Annotated in this window: 12 protein-coding genes; 7 read left to right on the forward strand and 5 right to left on the reverse strand. The window is 69.6% G+C overall.

The genetic code is table 11. The annotated features are described in order from the left end of the window. Both Acor_RS40640 and Acor_RS40645 read left to right on the forward strand, forming a co-directional pair. Positions 1–2,672: ATP-binding protein (locus Acor_RS40640; RefSeq protein WP_155342089.1), on the forward strand; the 2,672-nt coding region annotated here is incomplete at its 5' end. Further along, positions 2,672–3,301, forward strand: coding sequence for a response regulator (locus Acor_RS40645; RefSeq protein ID WP_155342090.1), 630 nt, complete (start codon positions 2,672–2,674; stop codon positions 3,299–3,301). The genes Acor_RS40640 and Acor_RS40645, both read left to right, overlap by 1 nt. A gap of 3 nt (positions 3,302–3,304) precedes the next feature. Here the strand turns inward: Acor_RS40645 and Acor_RS40650 are convergent, their stop codons facing one another. Beyond that, entirely contained in the window at positions 3,305–4,234 is a 930-nt protein-coding gene (locus Acor_RS40650; protein WP_155342091.1) for a glycerophosphodiester phosphodiesterase family protein, read from the reverse strand. Between the two features lie 122 nt (positions 4,235–4,356). Here Acor_RS40650 and Acor_RS40655 point away from each other — a divergent pair, with 122 nt between their 5' ends. Next, the gene (locus Acor_RS40655; RefSeq protein WP_155342092.1) at positions 4,357–5,271 is read left to right on the forward strand and encodes an IS982 family transposase; all 915 of its coding nucleotides are present in this window, start codon (positions 4,357–4,359) and stop codon (positions 5,269–5,271) included. Between the two features lie 29 nt (positions 5,272–5,300). Here the strand turns inward: Acor_RS40655 and Acor_RS40660 are convergent, their stop codons facing one another. The 3 genes from Acor_RS40660 to fbaA form a co-directional block, all read right to left on the reverse strand. Beyond that, positions 5,301–6,584: an adenylosuccinate synthase gene (locus tag Acor_RS40660; RefSeq protein ID WP_155342093.1), complete on the reverse strand. Its 1,284-nt coding sequence runs from the start codon at positions 6,582–6,584 to the stop codon at positions 5,301–5,303. 215 nt (positions 6,585–6,799) lie between these two features. After that, positions 6,800–7,216: a DUF3151 domain-containing protein gene (locus Acor_RS40665; protein ID WP_155342094.1), complete on the reverse strand. Its 417-nt coding sequence runs from the start codon at positions 7,214–7,216 to the stop codon at positions 6,800–6,802. A 134-nt stretch (positions 7,217–7,350) separates the two neighbouring features. Beyond that, the gene (gene fbaA / locus Acor_RS40670; RefSeq protein ID WP_155342095.1) at positions 7,351–8,373 is read right to left on the reverse strand and encodes a class II fructose-bisphosphate aldolase; all 1,023 of its coding nucleotides are present in this window, start codon (positions 8,371–8,373) and stop codon (positions 7,351–7,353) included. A gap of 121 nt (positions 8,374–8,494) precedes the next feature. On the opposite strand from fbaA, the gene Acor_RS40675 reads away from it, so the two are divergent. Together Acor_RS40675 and Acor_RS40680 are read left to right on the forward strand one after the other, a co-directional pair. After that, positions 8,495–9,202 carry a DedA family protein gene (locus Acor_RS40675; RefSeq protein ID WP_155342096.1) on the forward strand — a complete coding sequence of 236 codons (708 nt, stop codon included), beginning with the start codon at positions 8,495–8,497 and terminating at the stop codon, positions 9,200–9,202. Between the two features lie 70 nt (positions 9,203–9,272). Beyond that, complete coding sequence (locus Acor_RS40680) at positions 9,273–9,710, forward strand: hypothetical protein (protein ID WP_155342097.1); 438 nt, start codon at positions 9,273–9,275, stop codon at positions 9,708–9,710. Here Acor_RS40680 and pyrE read toward each other — a convergent pair. After that, positions 9,682–10,218, reverse strand: a complete 537-nt coding sequence (gene pyrE / locus Acor_RS40685) for an orotate phosphoribosyltransferase (protein ID WP_155342099.1) — start codon at positions 10,216–10,218, stop codon at positions 9,682–9,684. The genes Acor_RS40680 and pyrE overlap by 29 nt on opposite strands. Before the next feature lie 911 nt (positions 10,219–11,129). Here pyrE and Acor_RS40690 point away from each other — a divergent pair. Then, positions 11,130–13,475, forward strand: coding sequence for a sigma-70 family RNA polymerase sigma factor (locus tag Acor_RS40690; RefSeq protein ID WP_155342098.1), 2,346 nt, complete (start codon positions 11,130–11,132; stop codon positions 13,473–13,475). A gap of 137 nt (positions 13,476–13,612) precedes the next feature. Next, positions 13,613–14,433: NYN domain-containing protein (locus Acor_RS40695; RefSeq protein ID WP_246239829.1), on the forward strand; the 821-nt coding region annotated here is incomplete at its 3' end.

The raw sequence follows: 14,433 nt of genomic DNA on the forward strand, positions 1-14,433 counted from the left end.
TTCAGCTGAAGGACACCATGAACACCATGGTGGACCAGCTGTCCGCCTTCGCCGACGAGGTCACCCGGGTCGCCCGCGAGGTCGGCACCGAAGGCCGGCTCGGCGGCCAGGCCCGGGTGCCCGGCGTCTCCGGCGTCTGGAAGGACCTCACCGACAACGTCAACTCGATGGCCACCAACCTGACCTACCAGGTGCGCAACATCGGCGAGGTCACCACCGCCGTCGCCAACGGCGACCTGACCCGCAAGATCGACGTGGACGCCCAGGGCGAGATCCTGGTGCTCAAGACCACCATCAACACCATGGTCGACCAGCTCTCCTCGTTCGCCTCCGAGGTCACCCGCGTCGCCCGCGAGGTCGGCTCGGAGGGCCAGCTGGGCGGCCAGGCCCGGGTGGAGGGCGTCGAGGGCACCTGGAAGCGCCTCACCGAGAGCGTCAACGAACTGGCCGGCAACCTCACCACCCAGGTGCGCGCCATCGCCGAGGTGACCAGCGCGGTCGCCCGCGGCGACCTGACCCGCTCCATCACCGTGGACGCGCCCGGCGAGATCGCCCAGCTCAAGGACAACATCAACACGATGGTGTCCACCCTGGTCGACACCACCAACACCAACCAGGACCAGGACTGGCTCAAGTCCAACCTGGCCAGGATCTCCCGCCTCATGCAGGGCCACCGCGACCTGATCGAGGTGACCCGCCTGATCATGAGCGAGCTGACCCCGCTGGTCTCGGCCAGCCACGGCGCCTGCTACCTGGTGGTCGACGGCGAGCTCACCCTGATCTCCGGGTACGGCATCCAGCCCGGCTCCTCCCCCCGGCAACGGTTCGCGCTCGGCGAGGGCATCGTCGGCCAGGCCGCGCTGGAGACCCAGCAGATCATCCTGGAGAACGTGCCGGCCGAGTACATCACCATCGAGACCGGCCTCAGCAAGGCCAGCCCGGCCCAGATCGTGGTGCTGCCCATCCTGTTCGAGGACCAGGTCCTCGGCGTGCTGGAGATGGCCTCGTTCAACCAGTTCAGCGAGATCCACCTGGACTTCCTGGCCCAGCTGGTGGAGACCATCGGCGTCACCATCAACACGATCATCGCCAACTCCCGGACCGAGGATCTGCTGAAGGAGTCCCAGCGCCTCGCCACCGAACTGCAGGAACGCTCGGACGAGCTGCAGCGGCAGCAGGAGGAACTACGCCGCTCCAACGCCGAACTGGAGGACAAGGCGGCCCTGCTGGCCAAGCAGAACCGGGCCATCGAGATCCAGAACTTCCAGATCGAGCAGGCCCGCCGGACCCTGGAGGAGCGGGCCGAGCAGCTGGCCGTGTCCAGCCGCTACAAGTCCGAGTTCCTCGCCAACATGTCGCACGAGCTGCGCACCCCGCTGAACAGCCTGCTGGTGCTGGCCAAGCTGCTCACCGAGAACGCCGAGGGCAACCTGACGCCGCAGCAGGTGGAGTTCGCCCGCACCATCCACGGCGCCGGCTCCGCGCTGCTCCAGCTGATCAACGACATCCTCGACCTGTCCAAGGTGGAGGCGGGCCGGATGGACATCCACCCGCAGCAGCTGTCGCTGCCGAAGCTGGTGGACTACATGGAGGCCACGTTCGCGCCGCTGGCCCAGGACAAGGGCCTGTCCTTCACCGTGGAGGTCGACTCGAGCGTCCCCAACGAGCTGCGCACCGACGAGCAGCGCATGCAGCAGGTGCTGCGCAACCTGCTCTCCAACGCGGTCAAGTTCACCCCGAAGGGCAAGGTCAGGCTCCGGGTCTCGCACGCCCCCGACACGGTCCAGTACGTGGACGAGACACTCCGCAACTCCGACAGGATCCTCGCGTTCGCGGTGGTCGACACCGGCATCGGCATCGCCCCCGACAAACTCGAGGTCATCTTCGAGGCGTTCCGTCAGGCCGACGGCACCACCAGCCGCAAGTACGGCGGCACCGGCCTGGGCCTGTCCATCTGCCGCGAGATCGCCCGCCTGCTCGGCGGCGAGATCCAGGTGGACAGCGTCCCCGGCGAGGGCAGCACGTTCACCCTCTACCTGCCCCTGTCGTACGCGGGCCCGCTGGCCGCCAGGGACGGCGGGGCGGCCACCATCACCTCCTACGCTGCCGAGCGCCGGGACCGGTTGATGCTGGCCGACCACCGCGCCGAAAGCGACGACGTGCTGCCGGACATCCCGCTCCCGACCGACCTGCCGGAACCCCGGCTGATGGCCGAGATCGACCTCGCCCCCGGCCGCGACTGGCAGGGCGAGGACCCGCTCACCGGCGCCAAGATCCTGATCGTGGACGACGACATCCGCAACGTGTTCGCGCTGACCAGCGTGCTGGAACGGCACGGTTCCGTGGTGGTGTACGGCGAGAACGGCCGGGAGGGCATCGAACAGCTCGAACGCAACGAGGACGTGGCCCTGGTCCTGATGGACATCATGATGCCGGAGATGGACGGCTGGGCCACCACCTCGGCCATCCGCCGGATGCCGCAGTTCGCCGACCTGCCGATCATCGCGCTGACCGCGAAGGTGATGCGCGGCGACCGGGAGAAGAGCATCGCCTCCGGCGCGTCCGACTACGTGCCCAAGCCGGTGGACGTGGACCGGCTGCTGGAACGGCTGCGCGGCTGGCTGCTGCGCGGCACCACACCGGTCGAGCCGGCCGCACCGGAGGGAAGCTGATGCCCGACCGCGCGAAGATCCTCATGGTCGACGACCGGGAGGAGAACCTGATCGCGCTGGAGGCGATCCTCAGCTCGCTGGACCTGGTCCCGGTCCGCGCCAAGTCCGGCGAGGAGGCGTTGAAGGCGCTGCTCGGCACCGAGTTCGCGCTGATCCTGCTGGACGTGCGGATGCCCGGCATGGATGGCTTCGAGACGGCGGCGCACATCAAGCGCAGGGAGCGCACCCGGAACATCCCGATCATCTTCCTGACGGTCGCGGACAGCGCCCCCGACTACGCCTTCCGGGGTTACGCGGCCGGCGCGGTCGACTATCTGACCAAGCCGTTCGACCCGTGGGTGCTGCGGGCCAAGGTCGCGGTCTTCGTCGAGCTGTACAACATGACGCAGCGGCTCACCGAGCAGGCGGTGCTGCTGCGGGAACGGCTGGCGGCCGAGCTCCCCAACGGCAACGGCGACCAGCCGCCGGTGCTGCCGGAGCTGTCCCGCCGCCTGACGGCCGCCGAGAACGAGCTCACCCGGGTGCGCGAGGTGGCCCGCAAGACCGGCGAATCCTCGCTGACCGGCCCGCTGGCCGACCTGACGCAACGCCTGGCCCATCTGCGGGCCGGCTTCGACGCGCTGTCCTGACCCTCAGGTCAGCGCGGCCTGCCGCAGTGCCCGCATCTGGGCCGGGAGCGGCATGCCCCGGGCCGTCCACAGCTCGCGCATCCGGTCGGGGTAGTCGGTGACGATCCCGGCGACGCCGAGATCGATGAGCTCGGCGGCCTCGTCGGGCTCGTTGACCGTCCAGGCCACGACCGGCAGGCCGCGCAGGGCCGCGCTGGTCATCAACGGCAGGTCGATCAGCACGTGGTCCGGGGACAGCACGGTCGCGCCGACGGCTTCGGCGGCGGCCGGCAGGTCGGAGCCGAGGTCCCGCACGTCGAAGCCGGCCAGCCAGTACGGATCGAGGGTGTCGGCCTCGACCAGCGCGAACCGGTGCGGAACCGCCTCCCTGGCGACCTCCAGGATCCGCCAGTCGAAACTGAGGATCGCCGAGGTGTCCAGCCGGTGGTGCCGATCGAGCTCGGCCAGCACCAGCTCGGTGAAGAGCTGGTGGTCCGGCGACAGGTCCGGCCTGGTCGGATCCGACTTCAGCTCCACGTGCAGCCGGACGTGGTCCGCGCCGTACACGCCGACCAGGGCGAGGACGGCGCCGAGGGTGGGCATCCGGGTGTCGGGGACCGGGACCTGGGTGGCCGCGAACCGATCGTCCGGCCGGGCCGGGCGGCGGGTCCCCGCGTCGAGGGTGCGAATTTGATATTGGGTGAGGCTTTTGACCGGCTTGCCGACGTAGGGGAACAGCGGGTCCCCCGGGCTCGCCGGAGTGGTGTCGGCGCTGGTCAAGGCCGAGATCGTCAGGTCGTGGCTGAGGATGAGCCGGCGGTCGGCGGTCAGCGTGACGTCGAATTCCAGCGCGTCCACGCCGAGTTCCAGCGCGAACGCCAGCCCGGGCAGGGTGTTCTCGGGGCGCAGACCGCGTGCGCCCCGATGGCCATGCAGCTCAACATGTCCGTACACACCGGCGAACCCTACCGTGTCAACCTCGGGGCCCCGAGGACCGCCACCCGCTCCGGCGCGACTAGATGAATGAGTCCAAGGCGTAGCTGCGGAGATAGGGCGAGGGTGCCCACGCTCGGTTTGTGACGACCAAGTTAGACACCCTCGCAACCGCACTGTATGTGAAGGTCGATGATCTGCTGAAGGCTTCACCGGACCTGGCCCCGTGGCGGCCGAAGAAGGGGATCGCGCCGACGCTCGGCGATGCCGAACTGGTGACCTTGGCGGTCATGTCGGCGTTGCTGGGTTTCGTCTCCGAACGGCGCTGGCTGCGCTATGCCCACGCCGAGCTGAGCGGGATGTTCCCCTACCTGCCTGGACAGTCGGGGTACGGCAAGCGGCTGCGGAAGGCATCGGGGCTGGTGGTGGCCGTGATCCGGATGCTGGCCGCCGATACCTCGCTGTGGAGTGATGATGTGTGGGTGGTGGATTCCACGCCGGTGGAGTGCGGCCGTTCGCGGGAGACCGCCCGGCGCAGCGATCTGGCCGGGTGGGCCGAATACGGCTACTGCGCCTCGCATTCCCGGTATTTCTGGGGGTTGCGGCTGCATCTGCTGTGCACCCTGGGCGGGCTGCCGGTGCTGTTCGCCCTGAGTGGCGCCAAGGCCGACGAGCGCGAGGTCTTGGTGGGCATGTTCGATGCCGCCCCCGAGGTGGTGGCCGGCCGTCCGGGCCAGTCGATCATCGCCGATCGGCAGTACTACGGCCGCCACTTCGAGCACGCTCTGACGATGCGTGATCTGAACCTGCTGCGACCGGCCCGCCAAGGCGAACCCCAGCGAGCCGGAGCGCAGCTGTTCAAACCGCTCCGCCAGACCGTCGAATCGATCAACCAAACCTTCAAGAGTCAGCTTGACCTGGAACGTCACGGTGGTCGCACGCCAGCCGGGGTCATCATCCGCGTCCTGTCCAAGATCCTCGCGCTGACCGCCGTGATCTGGCATAACGACAAGACCGGCCAGCCGATCAAACGATCATTGATCGCTTACGACCACTGAACGTGACCAGACCCCTTGGACTCATTCATCTAGACGAGCGATCTGAGCTGGAGGGTCTGGTCACGGCCGGGTCCGACGCCGATCGCGGAGATGGGGGCGCCGCTCATCTCCTCCAGCGCCCGGACGTAGGACTGGGCGTTGGGCGGGAGGTCGTCGAAGGTCTTGGCGCTGGTGATGTCCTCACGCCAGCCGGGGAACTCCTCGTAGATGGGCTTGGCGTGGTGGAACTCGGTCTGGGTGGTCGGGATCTCGTCGTGGCGGGTGCCGTACACGTCGTAGCCGACGCAGACGGGGATGCGTTCCAGGCCGGAGAGCACGTCCAGTTTGGTGAGGAAGAAGTCGGTGACGCCGTTGATCCTGGTGGCGTACCTGGCGATGACGGCGTCGAACCAGCCGCAGCGGCGGTCGCGGCCGGTGGTGGTGCCGTACTCGTGGCCGGTCTGGCGGAGCCACTCGCCCTGCTCGTCCAGGAGTTCGGTCGGGAACGGGCCCGAGCCGACCCGGGTCGTGTACGCCTTCAGGATGCCGATCACCCGGGTCAGCCTGGTCGGCGGGATGCCGGAGCCGGCGCAGGCGCCGCCGCTGGTGGGCGAGCTGGAGGTGACGAACGGGTAGGTGCCGTGGTCGATGTCCAGCAGCGTGCCCTGGCCGCCTTCGAGCAGCACGAACTTGCCCTCGTCGAGCGCCTTGCAGAGGACCAGCGAGGTGTCGGCGATGTGCGGGCGCAGGCGCTCCGCGTAGCCCAGGTACTCCTCCAGGACCTTCGCGGGGTCCAGGCCCCGGCGGTTGAAGATCTTGGTCAGTATCTGGTTCTTGTCGTGCAGCGCGCCCTCGATCTTCTTCTGCAGGATGCCCGGGTCGAGCAGGTCCTGCACCCGGATCCCCATCCGGTTGATCTTGTCGGCGTACGCGGGGCCGATGCCCCGGCCGGTCGTGCCGATCTTGGCCTTGCCCAGGTAGCGCTCGGTGACCTTGTCCAGCGCCTTGTGGTGGGGCATGATCAAATGCGCGTTCGCCGAGATCAGCATGCGATCGCAGTTGATCCCCCGCTTCGCCAGCCCGTCGATCTCACCGAGCAGCACCCCCGGGTCGATCACGACCCCGTTGCCGATCACCGGGATCACCGACGGCGAGAGCACGCCCGTCGGCAGCAGGTGCAGCGCGTACTTCTGATCGCCGATGACTACGGTGTGCCCCGCGTTGTTGCCTCCCTGGTAGCGCACCACATAGTCGACCTCACCGCCCAGAAGATCGGTGGCCTTACCCTTGCCCTCATCGCCCCACTGGGCACCCACGAGAACGACAGCCGGCATGCTCAAACTCCCACACACAAAAGCCAAGCCCCTGACGCAATAGCATCAGGGGCTCTTGCAACCCGAGAGTACCTTGTTTATGGCCGAGCCTCCGGCTCGGCGGGCTTGGCCGCTCCTTAGCCTGTGTCTTCCCTCGTCACTCCGGCCGCTCCGCGACCTGCGTTCCTCAGTCCAGACACAGGCGCGGCCAAGCCAGATGCCGCATATGACTACCTCTATGGAGCCAGGGCTTCGGCGGCCGCTGGGCTGCTGTCCTGGAGGAATTGGGAGCAGCGTTCGGCTTCGTCCTTCTCGCCGATGGCCAGGGCGGCGCGGGCCAGGGCGTTGAGGCAGCGGAGGAAGCCGCGGTTGGGTTCGTGGTCCCAGGGGATGGGGCCGTGGCCCTTCCAGCCGGCCCTGCGCAACTGGTCGAGGCCGCGGTGGTAGCCGGTTCTGGCGAAGGCGTAGGAGGTGACCGCGTGACCGTTGGCGAAGTAGTCGTCCGCCAGAGTCGCCCAGGCCGCCGAGTACGCGGGGAAGCGGGCGGCGACGTCGGCGGCCTTGTAGCCGTTCTCGATCATCTCCCGGGCTTCGACGTGGTCGGGCAGCAGCGTGGGCGGCGGACCGGCGAGCAGGTTGTCGTTCAGTTCCATCGGCGAAGCGACTCCCGTCCTGGGCGAGGATTCACGTAGACAGTCTTACCTGATGCGTGCCATCCGTAATCATTTACTGGAGATTAAGCTAAGGGCCCGAATCCTTGCGGTTCGGGCCCTTATGTCAGGCAGGGTTACGCGAGCTTGGTGCCGACGGACTTGAGGTCCTGGCAGGCCTGGAGGATCCGGGCCGCCATGCCGGTCTCGGCCGACTTGCCGTACGCGCGCGGGTCGTAGGCCTTCTTGTTGCCGACCTCGCCGTCCACCTTGAGCACGCCGTCGTAGTTGCGGAACATGTGCTCGGCGACCGGGCGGGTGAACGCGTACTGCGTGTCGGTGTCGATGTTCATCTTGACCACGCCGTACGAGATGGCCTCGTGGATCTCTTCAAGCAGCGAGCCGGAGCCGCCGTGGAAGACCAGGTCGAACGGCTTGTCCTTGCCGAACTTGGCGCCGACCGCGTCCTGCAGGTCCTTCAGCACGGACGGGCGCAGCTTGACCGCGCCGGGCTTGTAGACGCCGTGCACGTTGCCGAAGGTGGCGGCCAGCAGGTAGCGCCCGCGCTCACCCAGGCCGACCGCCTCGGCGGTGGCGATGGCGTCCTCGGCCGTGGTGTACAGCTTCTCGTTGATCTCGTGCGCGACGCCGTCCTCCTCGCCGCCGACCACGCCGATCTCCATCTCCATGACCACGCGGGCCGCCGCGCACTTCTCGATCAGCTCGGCCGCGATCTCCAGGTTCTCCTCCAGCGGCACGGCGGAACCGTCCCACATGTGCGACTGGAACAGCGGCTCCTCACCGCGCGCCACCCGCTCCCGGGAGATCTCGACCAGCGGGCGCATGAAGCCGTCCAGCTTGTCCTTCGGGCAGTGGTCGGTGTGCAGCGCCACCGTCACCGGGTACTTCGCCGCGACCACGCGCGCGTACTCGGCGAGCGCGACGGAACCCGTCACCATGTCCTTGATCGTGGTCCCGGAGAGAAACTCCGCGCCACCGGTCGACACCTGGATGATGCCGTCACTCTCCGCCTCGGCGAAGCCGCGCAGCGCGGCGTTCAACGTCTGCGACGACGTCACGTTGATCGCCGGATAGGCGAAGCCGCCCGCCTTGGCCCGGTCGAGCATCTCGGCGTAGACCTCTGGGGTCGCGATAGGCATCGGAAGTCAGCTCCCTGTTCACATCTGATTGGCCGTGTGCAAGTATTCCGAAACGCGGGCCGATGAGGGAAGCGTAGGGCTTCTACGCCGTTTCACGTCGCCCGGGGTAGGCTCGTCCGCGATGGACGTCTCGAATCTTCTCAGCGCCGAATGGTGGATCGTCACGTTCGGCCTCATCGGCATTCTCACGATCATCTTCGCCGAGACCGGGTTGCTGATCGGCTTCTTCCTGCCGGGCGACTCGCTGCTGGTGGTGGCCGGTATGGGCGCCTCCGCCCAGGTGGCCAGCGCGGTCGGCCTGGACACCCCCTTCCCGCTCGGCCTGCTCCTGATCGGCGCGCCGATCTGCGCCATCGCCGGCGCCCAGCTGGGCCACTACATCGGCGCGAAGGCAGGCCCCCGCCTGTTCGCCCGCCCGGAATCCAAACTTTTCAAGCAGGAGTACGTCGACAAGGCGCAGCACTACTTCGAGAAGTTCGGGCCGGAGAAGGCCGTGGTACTGGCCCGATTTATCCCAATTGTCCGGACGTTCCTCAACCCGGTCGCGGGCATGCTTGGCATGGATCGCAAGCGTTTCCTGGTCTGGAACATCGTCGGCGGCGTCCTGTGGACCGACGGCCTGCTGCTGTTCGGCTACTTCATCGGCAGCCGGATCCCGAACGTGGACAGGTACATCCTGCCCGGCGCGGCCGTGATCATCCTGCTCTCCGTCATTCCGATCATCCGGGAGATCATGAAGAACCGGAAGGCGGCGAAGCTGGCGAAGATAATCGTGCTCCCCGCCCCCGACCCCAAGGGCAAGCACCACCGCGAGACGTCCAACGGCTGACATCGGTGAATTCACCGGTACGTTTCGTGTGGTAGGTATCCGCACCGTTTCACCCGCTACCGTGTGAATTGTGGGACGCCACCGATCAGACCCATTGGGCCCGGCCCGGCTGGTGATCGTCGCCATGTCGGCGGTCGCGGTGCTGGGCCTGCTCGTGGTGGGCGTGTTCGCGCTCGTCAACTCGACCGAAGCCGAGTCGCTGCCCGTCCCCGTGACGAGCACCCCGACCCCCACCCCGGCCGAGACCGAAGCCGAGGTCCCCACCCTGGAGATCATCTGCGCGGCCGACCGCTGCCCGGTGTTCGTCCGGGTGCCCGGCGGCGACATCCTGACCGACCAGGATCTCGGGCCGGGCCAGCGGGTCCGGCACTACGAGCCCGAGCTGGAAGTCGTGCTGGACGACGCGGGGACCGTACAGGTCCTGGAGAACGGCAAGGAGCGCCCCCCGGGCAAGGCCGGGGAGCGCGACTCCTTCGAGGTCAGCCGAGCCCAAGATCCGCCAAGCTGAACACCGTCCGGTACGGCAGGCCGGCCGCCGCCAGCTTCTCGTCCCCGCCCCGGTGCACGATGGTCGCGATGCCCACCACGATCGCCCCCGCCTCGCGCAGCGCCGTCACCGCGGTCAGCACAGAACCGCCGGTCGTGGTGGTGTCCTCGACCGCGAGCACCCGCCGCCCGGCCACATCCGGGCCTTCGATCCGCCGCTGCAGACCGTGCGCCTTGCCCTCCTTGCGCACCACGAACGCGTCCAGCACCTGGCCGCGCGCGGCGGCGGCGTGCAGCATCGCGGTGGCGACCGGGTCCGCGCCCAGGGTCAGGCCGCCGACGGCCTCGTAGCCGAGGTCCTCGGTCAGGTCCAGCAGGACCCGGCCCACCAGCGGGGCGGCCAGCCCGTCCAGGGTGATCCGGCGCAGGTCCACGTAGTAGTCGGCCTCCTTGCCCGAGGAGAGCACGACGCGGCCGTGCACGACCCCCTTGGCCTTGATCTCGTCCAGCAGTTTCTCGCGGTCGCTCATGGTGCTCAAGCGTAGATCGGGGCCGCCGGCGCCGTTCCCGCCCCCTCCGCGGGAGGTCGGCGCCGGCGGCGTCTGGGGGAGCGTCAGCCGTACGGCCGACGCCAGGGTTTCCGGGAGGCGGTGCGCCACGACCTCGGCGGCCAGCCCGCGCAGCGAGCGGCGCAGCGCGGTGAGCCGGACCGCCAGCCGGACCCGGATCAGCGCCGCCACCCGGGCCGGCGGCATCAGCGCCAGCGTGTCGCCGCCGGGGAAGGTGGCGCGCATCACCTCGGCCGCCCGCAGCAGATCCGCGATCCGGACGAACGGATCGGCCGGCGGGACGCCGAGCGACACCACGACGAGCCGGTGGCTTGAACCCGGACTCAAGCCACCGGCCGCCGCTTCCCGGTAGAGCTCGGCCAGCCTGGTCCGCAGATACGGCGGCGTGGCCAAGCCCGACAGGGGGTCATCGCAGGTGAGTTCCGCCATCGGCGCGAAACTCGCCTCGGCCCACCCGGACGCGAAGGCGCACAGGGCGGTCAGCGGGGGTTCAGCGCGGCCGAGGGAGGCGTAGAGCGCGGCCAGGTCCCGCAGACCCTCGGCCACCCCCACGCCCGTCCTCGCCCGCGCTCCGCCCAGCGCCGCGCACGCGTGGTCCACGCTCTGGCCCCTGTGCAGAGCCAGCACCATCGCGTCCACGGCGGGCGCCCACCAGTCGGCGGGCACGGCCCAGGCCGCACTGCCCGCCCGCCAAAGGGCCTTAATGCACCGCAGATCGGAAACCTCTGCCTCTTTGGTGAGATTCCTGCGCGGTACGTCGTCAATCACGTCGAGTTCCTCCCCTGTCAGAGGGAAAGACGGGACTTCGGTTTAGCGATGACGCGGGTTGCGGAATTATTTGCCGAGCAACCCTTGGTAATCGTGAGGTCACATTGAGTGTAGAAGTCAGTCAAAGCGACGCCGAACTGCTGGACGCCATCCGCGCCGGCAACTCGGCCGCCTACGGCACGCTCTACGAGCGCCACGCCGCCGCCGCGCGATCCCTGGCCAGGCACCTGGTCCAGAGCGAGGCCGAGGTGGAGGACGTGGTCGCGGAGACCTTCACCAAGATCCTCGACCTGATCGGCCGGGGCGGCGGGCCGCAGGACGCGTTCCGCCCCTACCTGCTGACCAGCGTCCGCCGCCTGGTCTACGACCGGAGCGCCGCCGACCGGCGCAACGTGACCACCGACGAGATCGAGCGGTTCGACCCCGGGGTGCCGTTCGTCGACCCCGCGCTGGCCGGGCTGGAGCGCTCACTGGTGGCGCGGGCGTTCCTGTCGCTGCCGGAACGGTGGCGGATGGTGCTCTGGCACACCGAGGTGGAGAACGCCAAGGCCGCCGACATCGCGCCGCTGCTCGGCCTGACCGCCAACGGGGTGGCCGCGCTGGCCTACCGGGCCAGGGAAGGGTTAAGGCAGGCCTACCTGCAGATGCACCTGGCCACCGCGCCGCACCAGGCGTGCCGCCCGGTGCTCGGCAGGATGGGGGCGTACGTTCGGGGCGGTCTGGCCAAACGGGACACCCGATCGGTGGACGAGCACATCGCCGACTGCCCCGACTGCCGTGCGGTCTTCCTGGAGCTGACCGACGTCAACCAGGGCCTGCGCGTCATCGTCGGCCCGCTGATCGCCGGTCCGGTGCTGGCCGGCTACCTGGCCGGGCTCGGCAAGACCGCGGCCGGCGGGGGCGTGCTGGGCGGAATCGGCTGGTTCCGGCGGCTGCCCAAGTCCCAGCAGGCCGCCGTCGCGGGCGTGGCCGCCGCCGTGCTGGCCGGGACCGCGTTCCTGCTGGTCTCCGGGGAGGATCCGCTGCCGCCGCCGAGGGCGGTCGCGGTCCCGCCCGTGCCGTCGCCGCCCAGCGTGGCCCCCGAGCTGGAGCCGCCGGTCGAACGGCCGGTGCCGGTCCGGGCCGTGCCCACCCCACAGGCGCCGCCGACGAAGTCGAAGAAGCGCGAGCGCCGGGACAGAAGGGAGCCGCCGAAGCTGGTCGCCAGCATCGAGCCGCTCGGCGCGCTCATCCGCGACCGGCCCGGGATCGTCGGCGTCCGCCTCCACAACGAGGGCGAGCGGCCGACCGAGGAGGTGACCGTGTCGGTGGACCTGCCGCCCGGGGTCGACGTGCTCCCCGCGGACGGCGGCAAGGGCAACGCCGTCGGCGGGGTGGACCCGGTGGGTTCGGTGGACGGCTGGTCCTGCCGGACCGGGGAGTCGGTGCGCTGCGTCCGGCCCGCCCTCGACGGCGGGCACTCCACCGCCGTCTTCCTGAAGGTGCGGGTGGCCGAGGACGCGCCGGAGGGGACCGGCCCGACGCTGCGGGTCAGCTCGGGGCCGCTCGAAGTGTCGGCCAGCTCGGCCGCCGGGGTACGGGCGTCCGGGGCGGCGGCGCGGTTCGCCGCCGACGGGCGGGTGCTCACCCGGGTGATCGGCAACACCCTGCTGAGCTGCGACTCCCAGCAGTCCGACTGCCGGGCCGCGCGCAACCGCGAGGCCGGGCGGCGGGACAACGACCTGTGGGCGATGAGGCCGCTCGACCAGGACGACGAGGACGACACCCGGGCCTCCAGTTCGGCGGTGCTGGAGCTGCCGGAGGACGCGGAGGTCGTGTGGGCCGGGCTCTACTGGTCGGGGGTCAACGATCCGGGGCGGAAGGTTCTGCTCCGGGGTCCGGACGACGATCGGTACCGGACGGTGCGGCCGGCGGAGGTCACCAAGCTGGTCATGCCGATCGGGTCTGGGTACCAGGCGTTCGCTGACGTCACACGGCTCGTCAGGTCCGCCGGCAAGTGGTGGTTCGCCGACAAGTCGGTGGAGTCCGGTGTGTCCCGGCACGCGGGGTGGGGTCTGGTGGTGGTCGCCAAGGATCGGGACCAGCCGTACAGCCAGGCGGTGGTGCTGGACACGGCCACGGTGATCAAGGACAGGTCGCTCACCGTGCCGCTCCGCGGGCTCACGCCCTCGGCCGCGCCCGCCCGGCTTGACCTGGTCGTATGGGACGGCGACGCGGACCTGAGCGGGGACACGGTGCTGCTCGACGACACCCCGCTGCGGCCAGAAGGCGGCGACCGCGACCCGCGGAACGTCTTCGACGGCTCGACCACCGGGCGCTGGAACACCTTCGGCCTCGACGTCGACACCTTCCACCCGGTGCTGAGCCGCGACCCGATCCTGCGGATCGGCACCGCGCGCGATGTCCTGCTCTTCGGGGTGGTCGCGGTAAGCGTGCCGGCACGGTCTTAGGGGAGGGAAATGCCAGGACAAACTGGTACGGTCGGCCTTGGGCGCTCGGACATCAGGGCTGAATCGGCGGGATTCATCCACGCGGGTTCAGCGGCTTCATTACCCTGAGATTGCCACGTTAGGAAGGGCGGTGTCGCGTGGATCGCTGCGCGCTTTTCGTTGACGCTGGCTACCTGCTGGCGGACGGCGCCATGGCCGTGCACGGAACCCGCCATCGTGAAGCCGTCGCGTGGGACTATCCCGGCCTGCTCCAGCTGCTCACCAACCTGTCCAGGGAGCGCACCGGGCTGCCGCTGCTGCGCTGCTACTGGTACGAGGCGACGGTCGAAGGCCGCCGGACCCCCGAACACGACGTGCTGGCCGACATCCCCGGCCTCAAACTCCGCCTCGGCCGGATCCGCCCCGGCCGGCGCGAAGGCGTCGACGCCCAGGTGCACCGCGACCTGATGACCCTGGCCCGCAACAACGCGGTCGCCGACGCGGTCGTGGTCAGCGGCGACGAGGACCTGGCCCAGGTGGTCAGCGACGCCCAGGACCTCGGCATCCGGGTCACCGTCATCCACGTCGCCGCCGACGGCAGCTGGGCGGTGTCCCGCACGCTCCGCCAGGAGTGCGACGACCTCATCGAGATCGGCGGCGGCCATCTGCGGCCGTACGTGAACCTGGTCACCGGCGTCGACACCCAGGTCAACGGCCAACTCGGTCAGGCCGGTCAACTCGGCCAGCTCGGCCAGTCCGCCGGCAACGGCCAGCCGCGCGCCAACGGCTCCCCCAACGGCGCCACCCCCGCCAACGGCACCCCCTCGCTGGCCCCCTTCCCGCCCCCGGTCCAGACCCAGGCGCCAGCCCCCGCGCCACAGCCCCCGAGCCAGCCGGCCCAGCCGCCGTCACACGCCCGGCCCGCGCCCGCGGCCCAGCCGACGTACAACTACCCGCCGGAACCGCAGGCCGCCCCCCC

Origin of the sequence: Acrocarpospora corrugata, from assembly GCF_009687845.1 — a bacterium.
Classification (GTDB): Bacteria; Actinomycetota; Actinomycetes; order Streptosporangiales; family Streptosporangiaceae; genus Acrocarpospora; species Acrocarpospora corrugata.

Excerpts from the sequence above, each read along its gene's own strand:
- Acor_RS40645 (WP_155342090.1), top strand. The coding sequence starts at position 2,672 with ATGCCCGACCGCGCGAAGATCCTCATGGTCGACGACCGGGAGGAGAAC.
- Acor_RS40660 (WP_155342093.1), bottom strand. The coding sequence starts at position 6,584 with ATGCCGGCTGTCGTTCTCGTGGGTGCCCAGTGGGGCGATGAGGGCAAG.
- Acor_RS40665 (WP_155342094.1), bottom strand. The coding sequence starts at position 7,216 with ATGGAACTGAACGACAACCTGCTCGCCGGTCCGCCGCCCACGCTGCTG.
- fbaA (WP_155342095.1), bottom strand. The coding sequence starts at position 8,373 with ATGCCTATCGCGACCCCAGAGGTCTACGCCGAGATGCTCGACCGGGCC.
- Acor_RS40675 (WP_155342096.1), top strand. The coding sequence starts at position 8,495 with ATGGACGTCTCGAATCTTCTCAGCGCCGAATGGTGGATCGTCACGTTC.
- pyrE (WP_155342099.1), bottom strand. The coding sequence starts at position 10,218 with ATGAGCGACCGCGAGAAACTGCTGGACGAGATCAAGGCCAAGGGGGTC.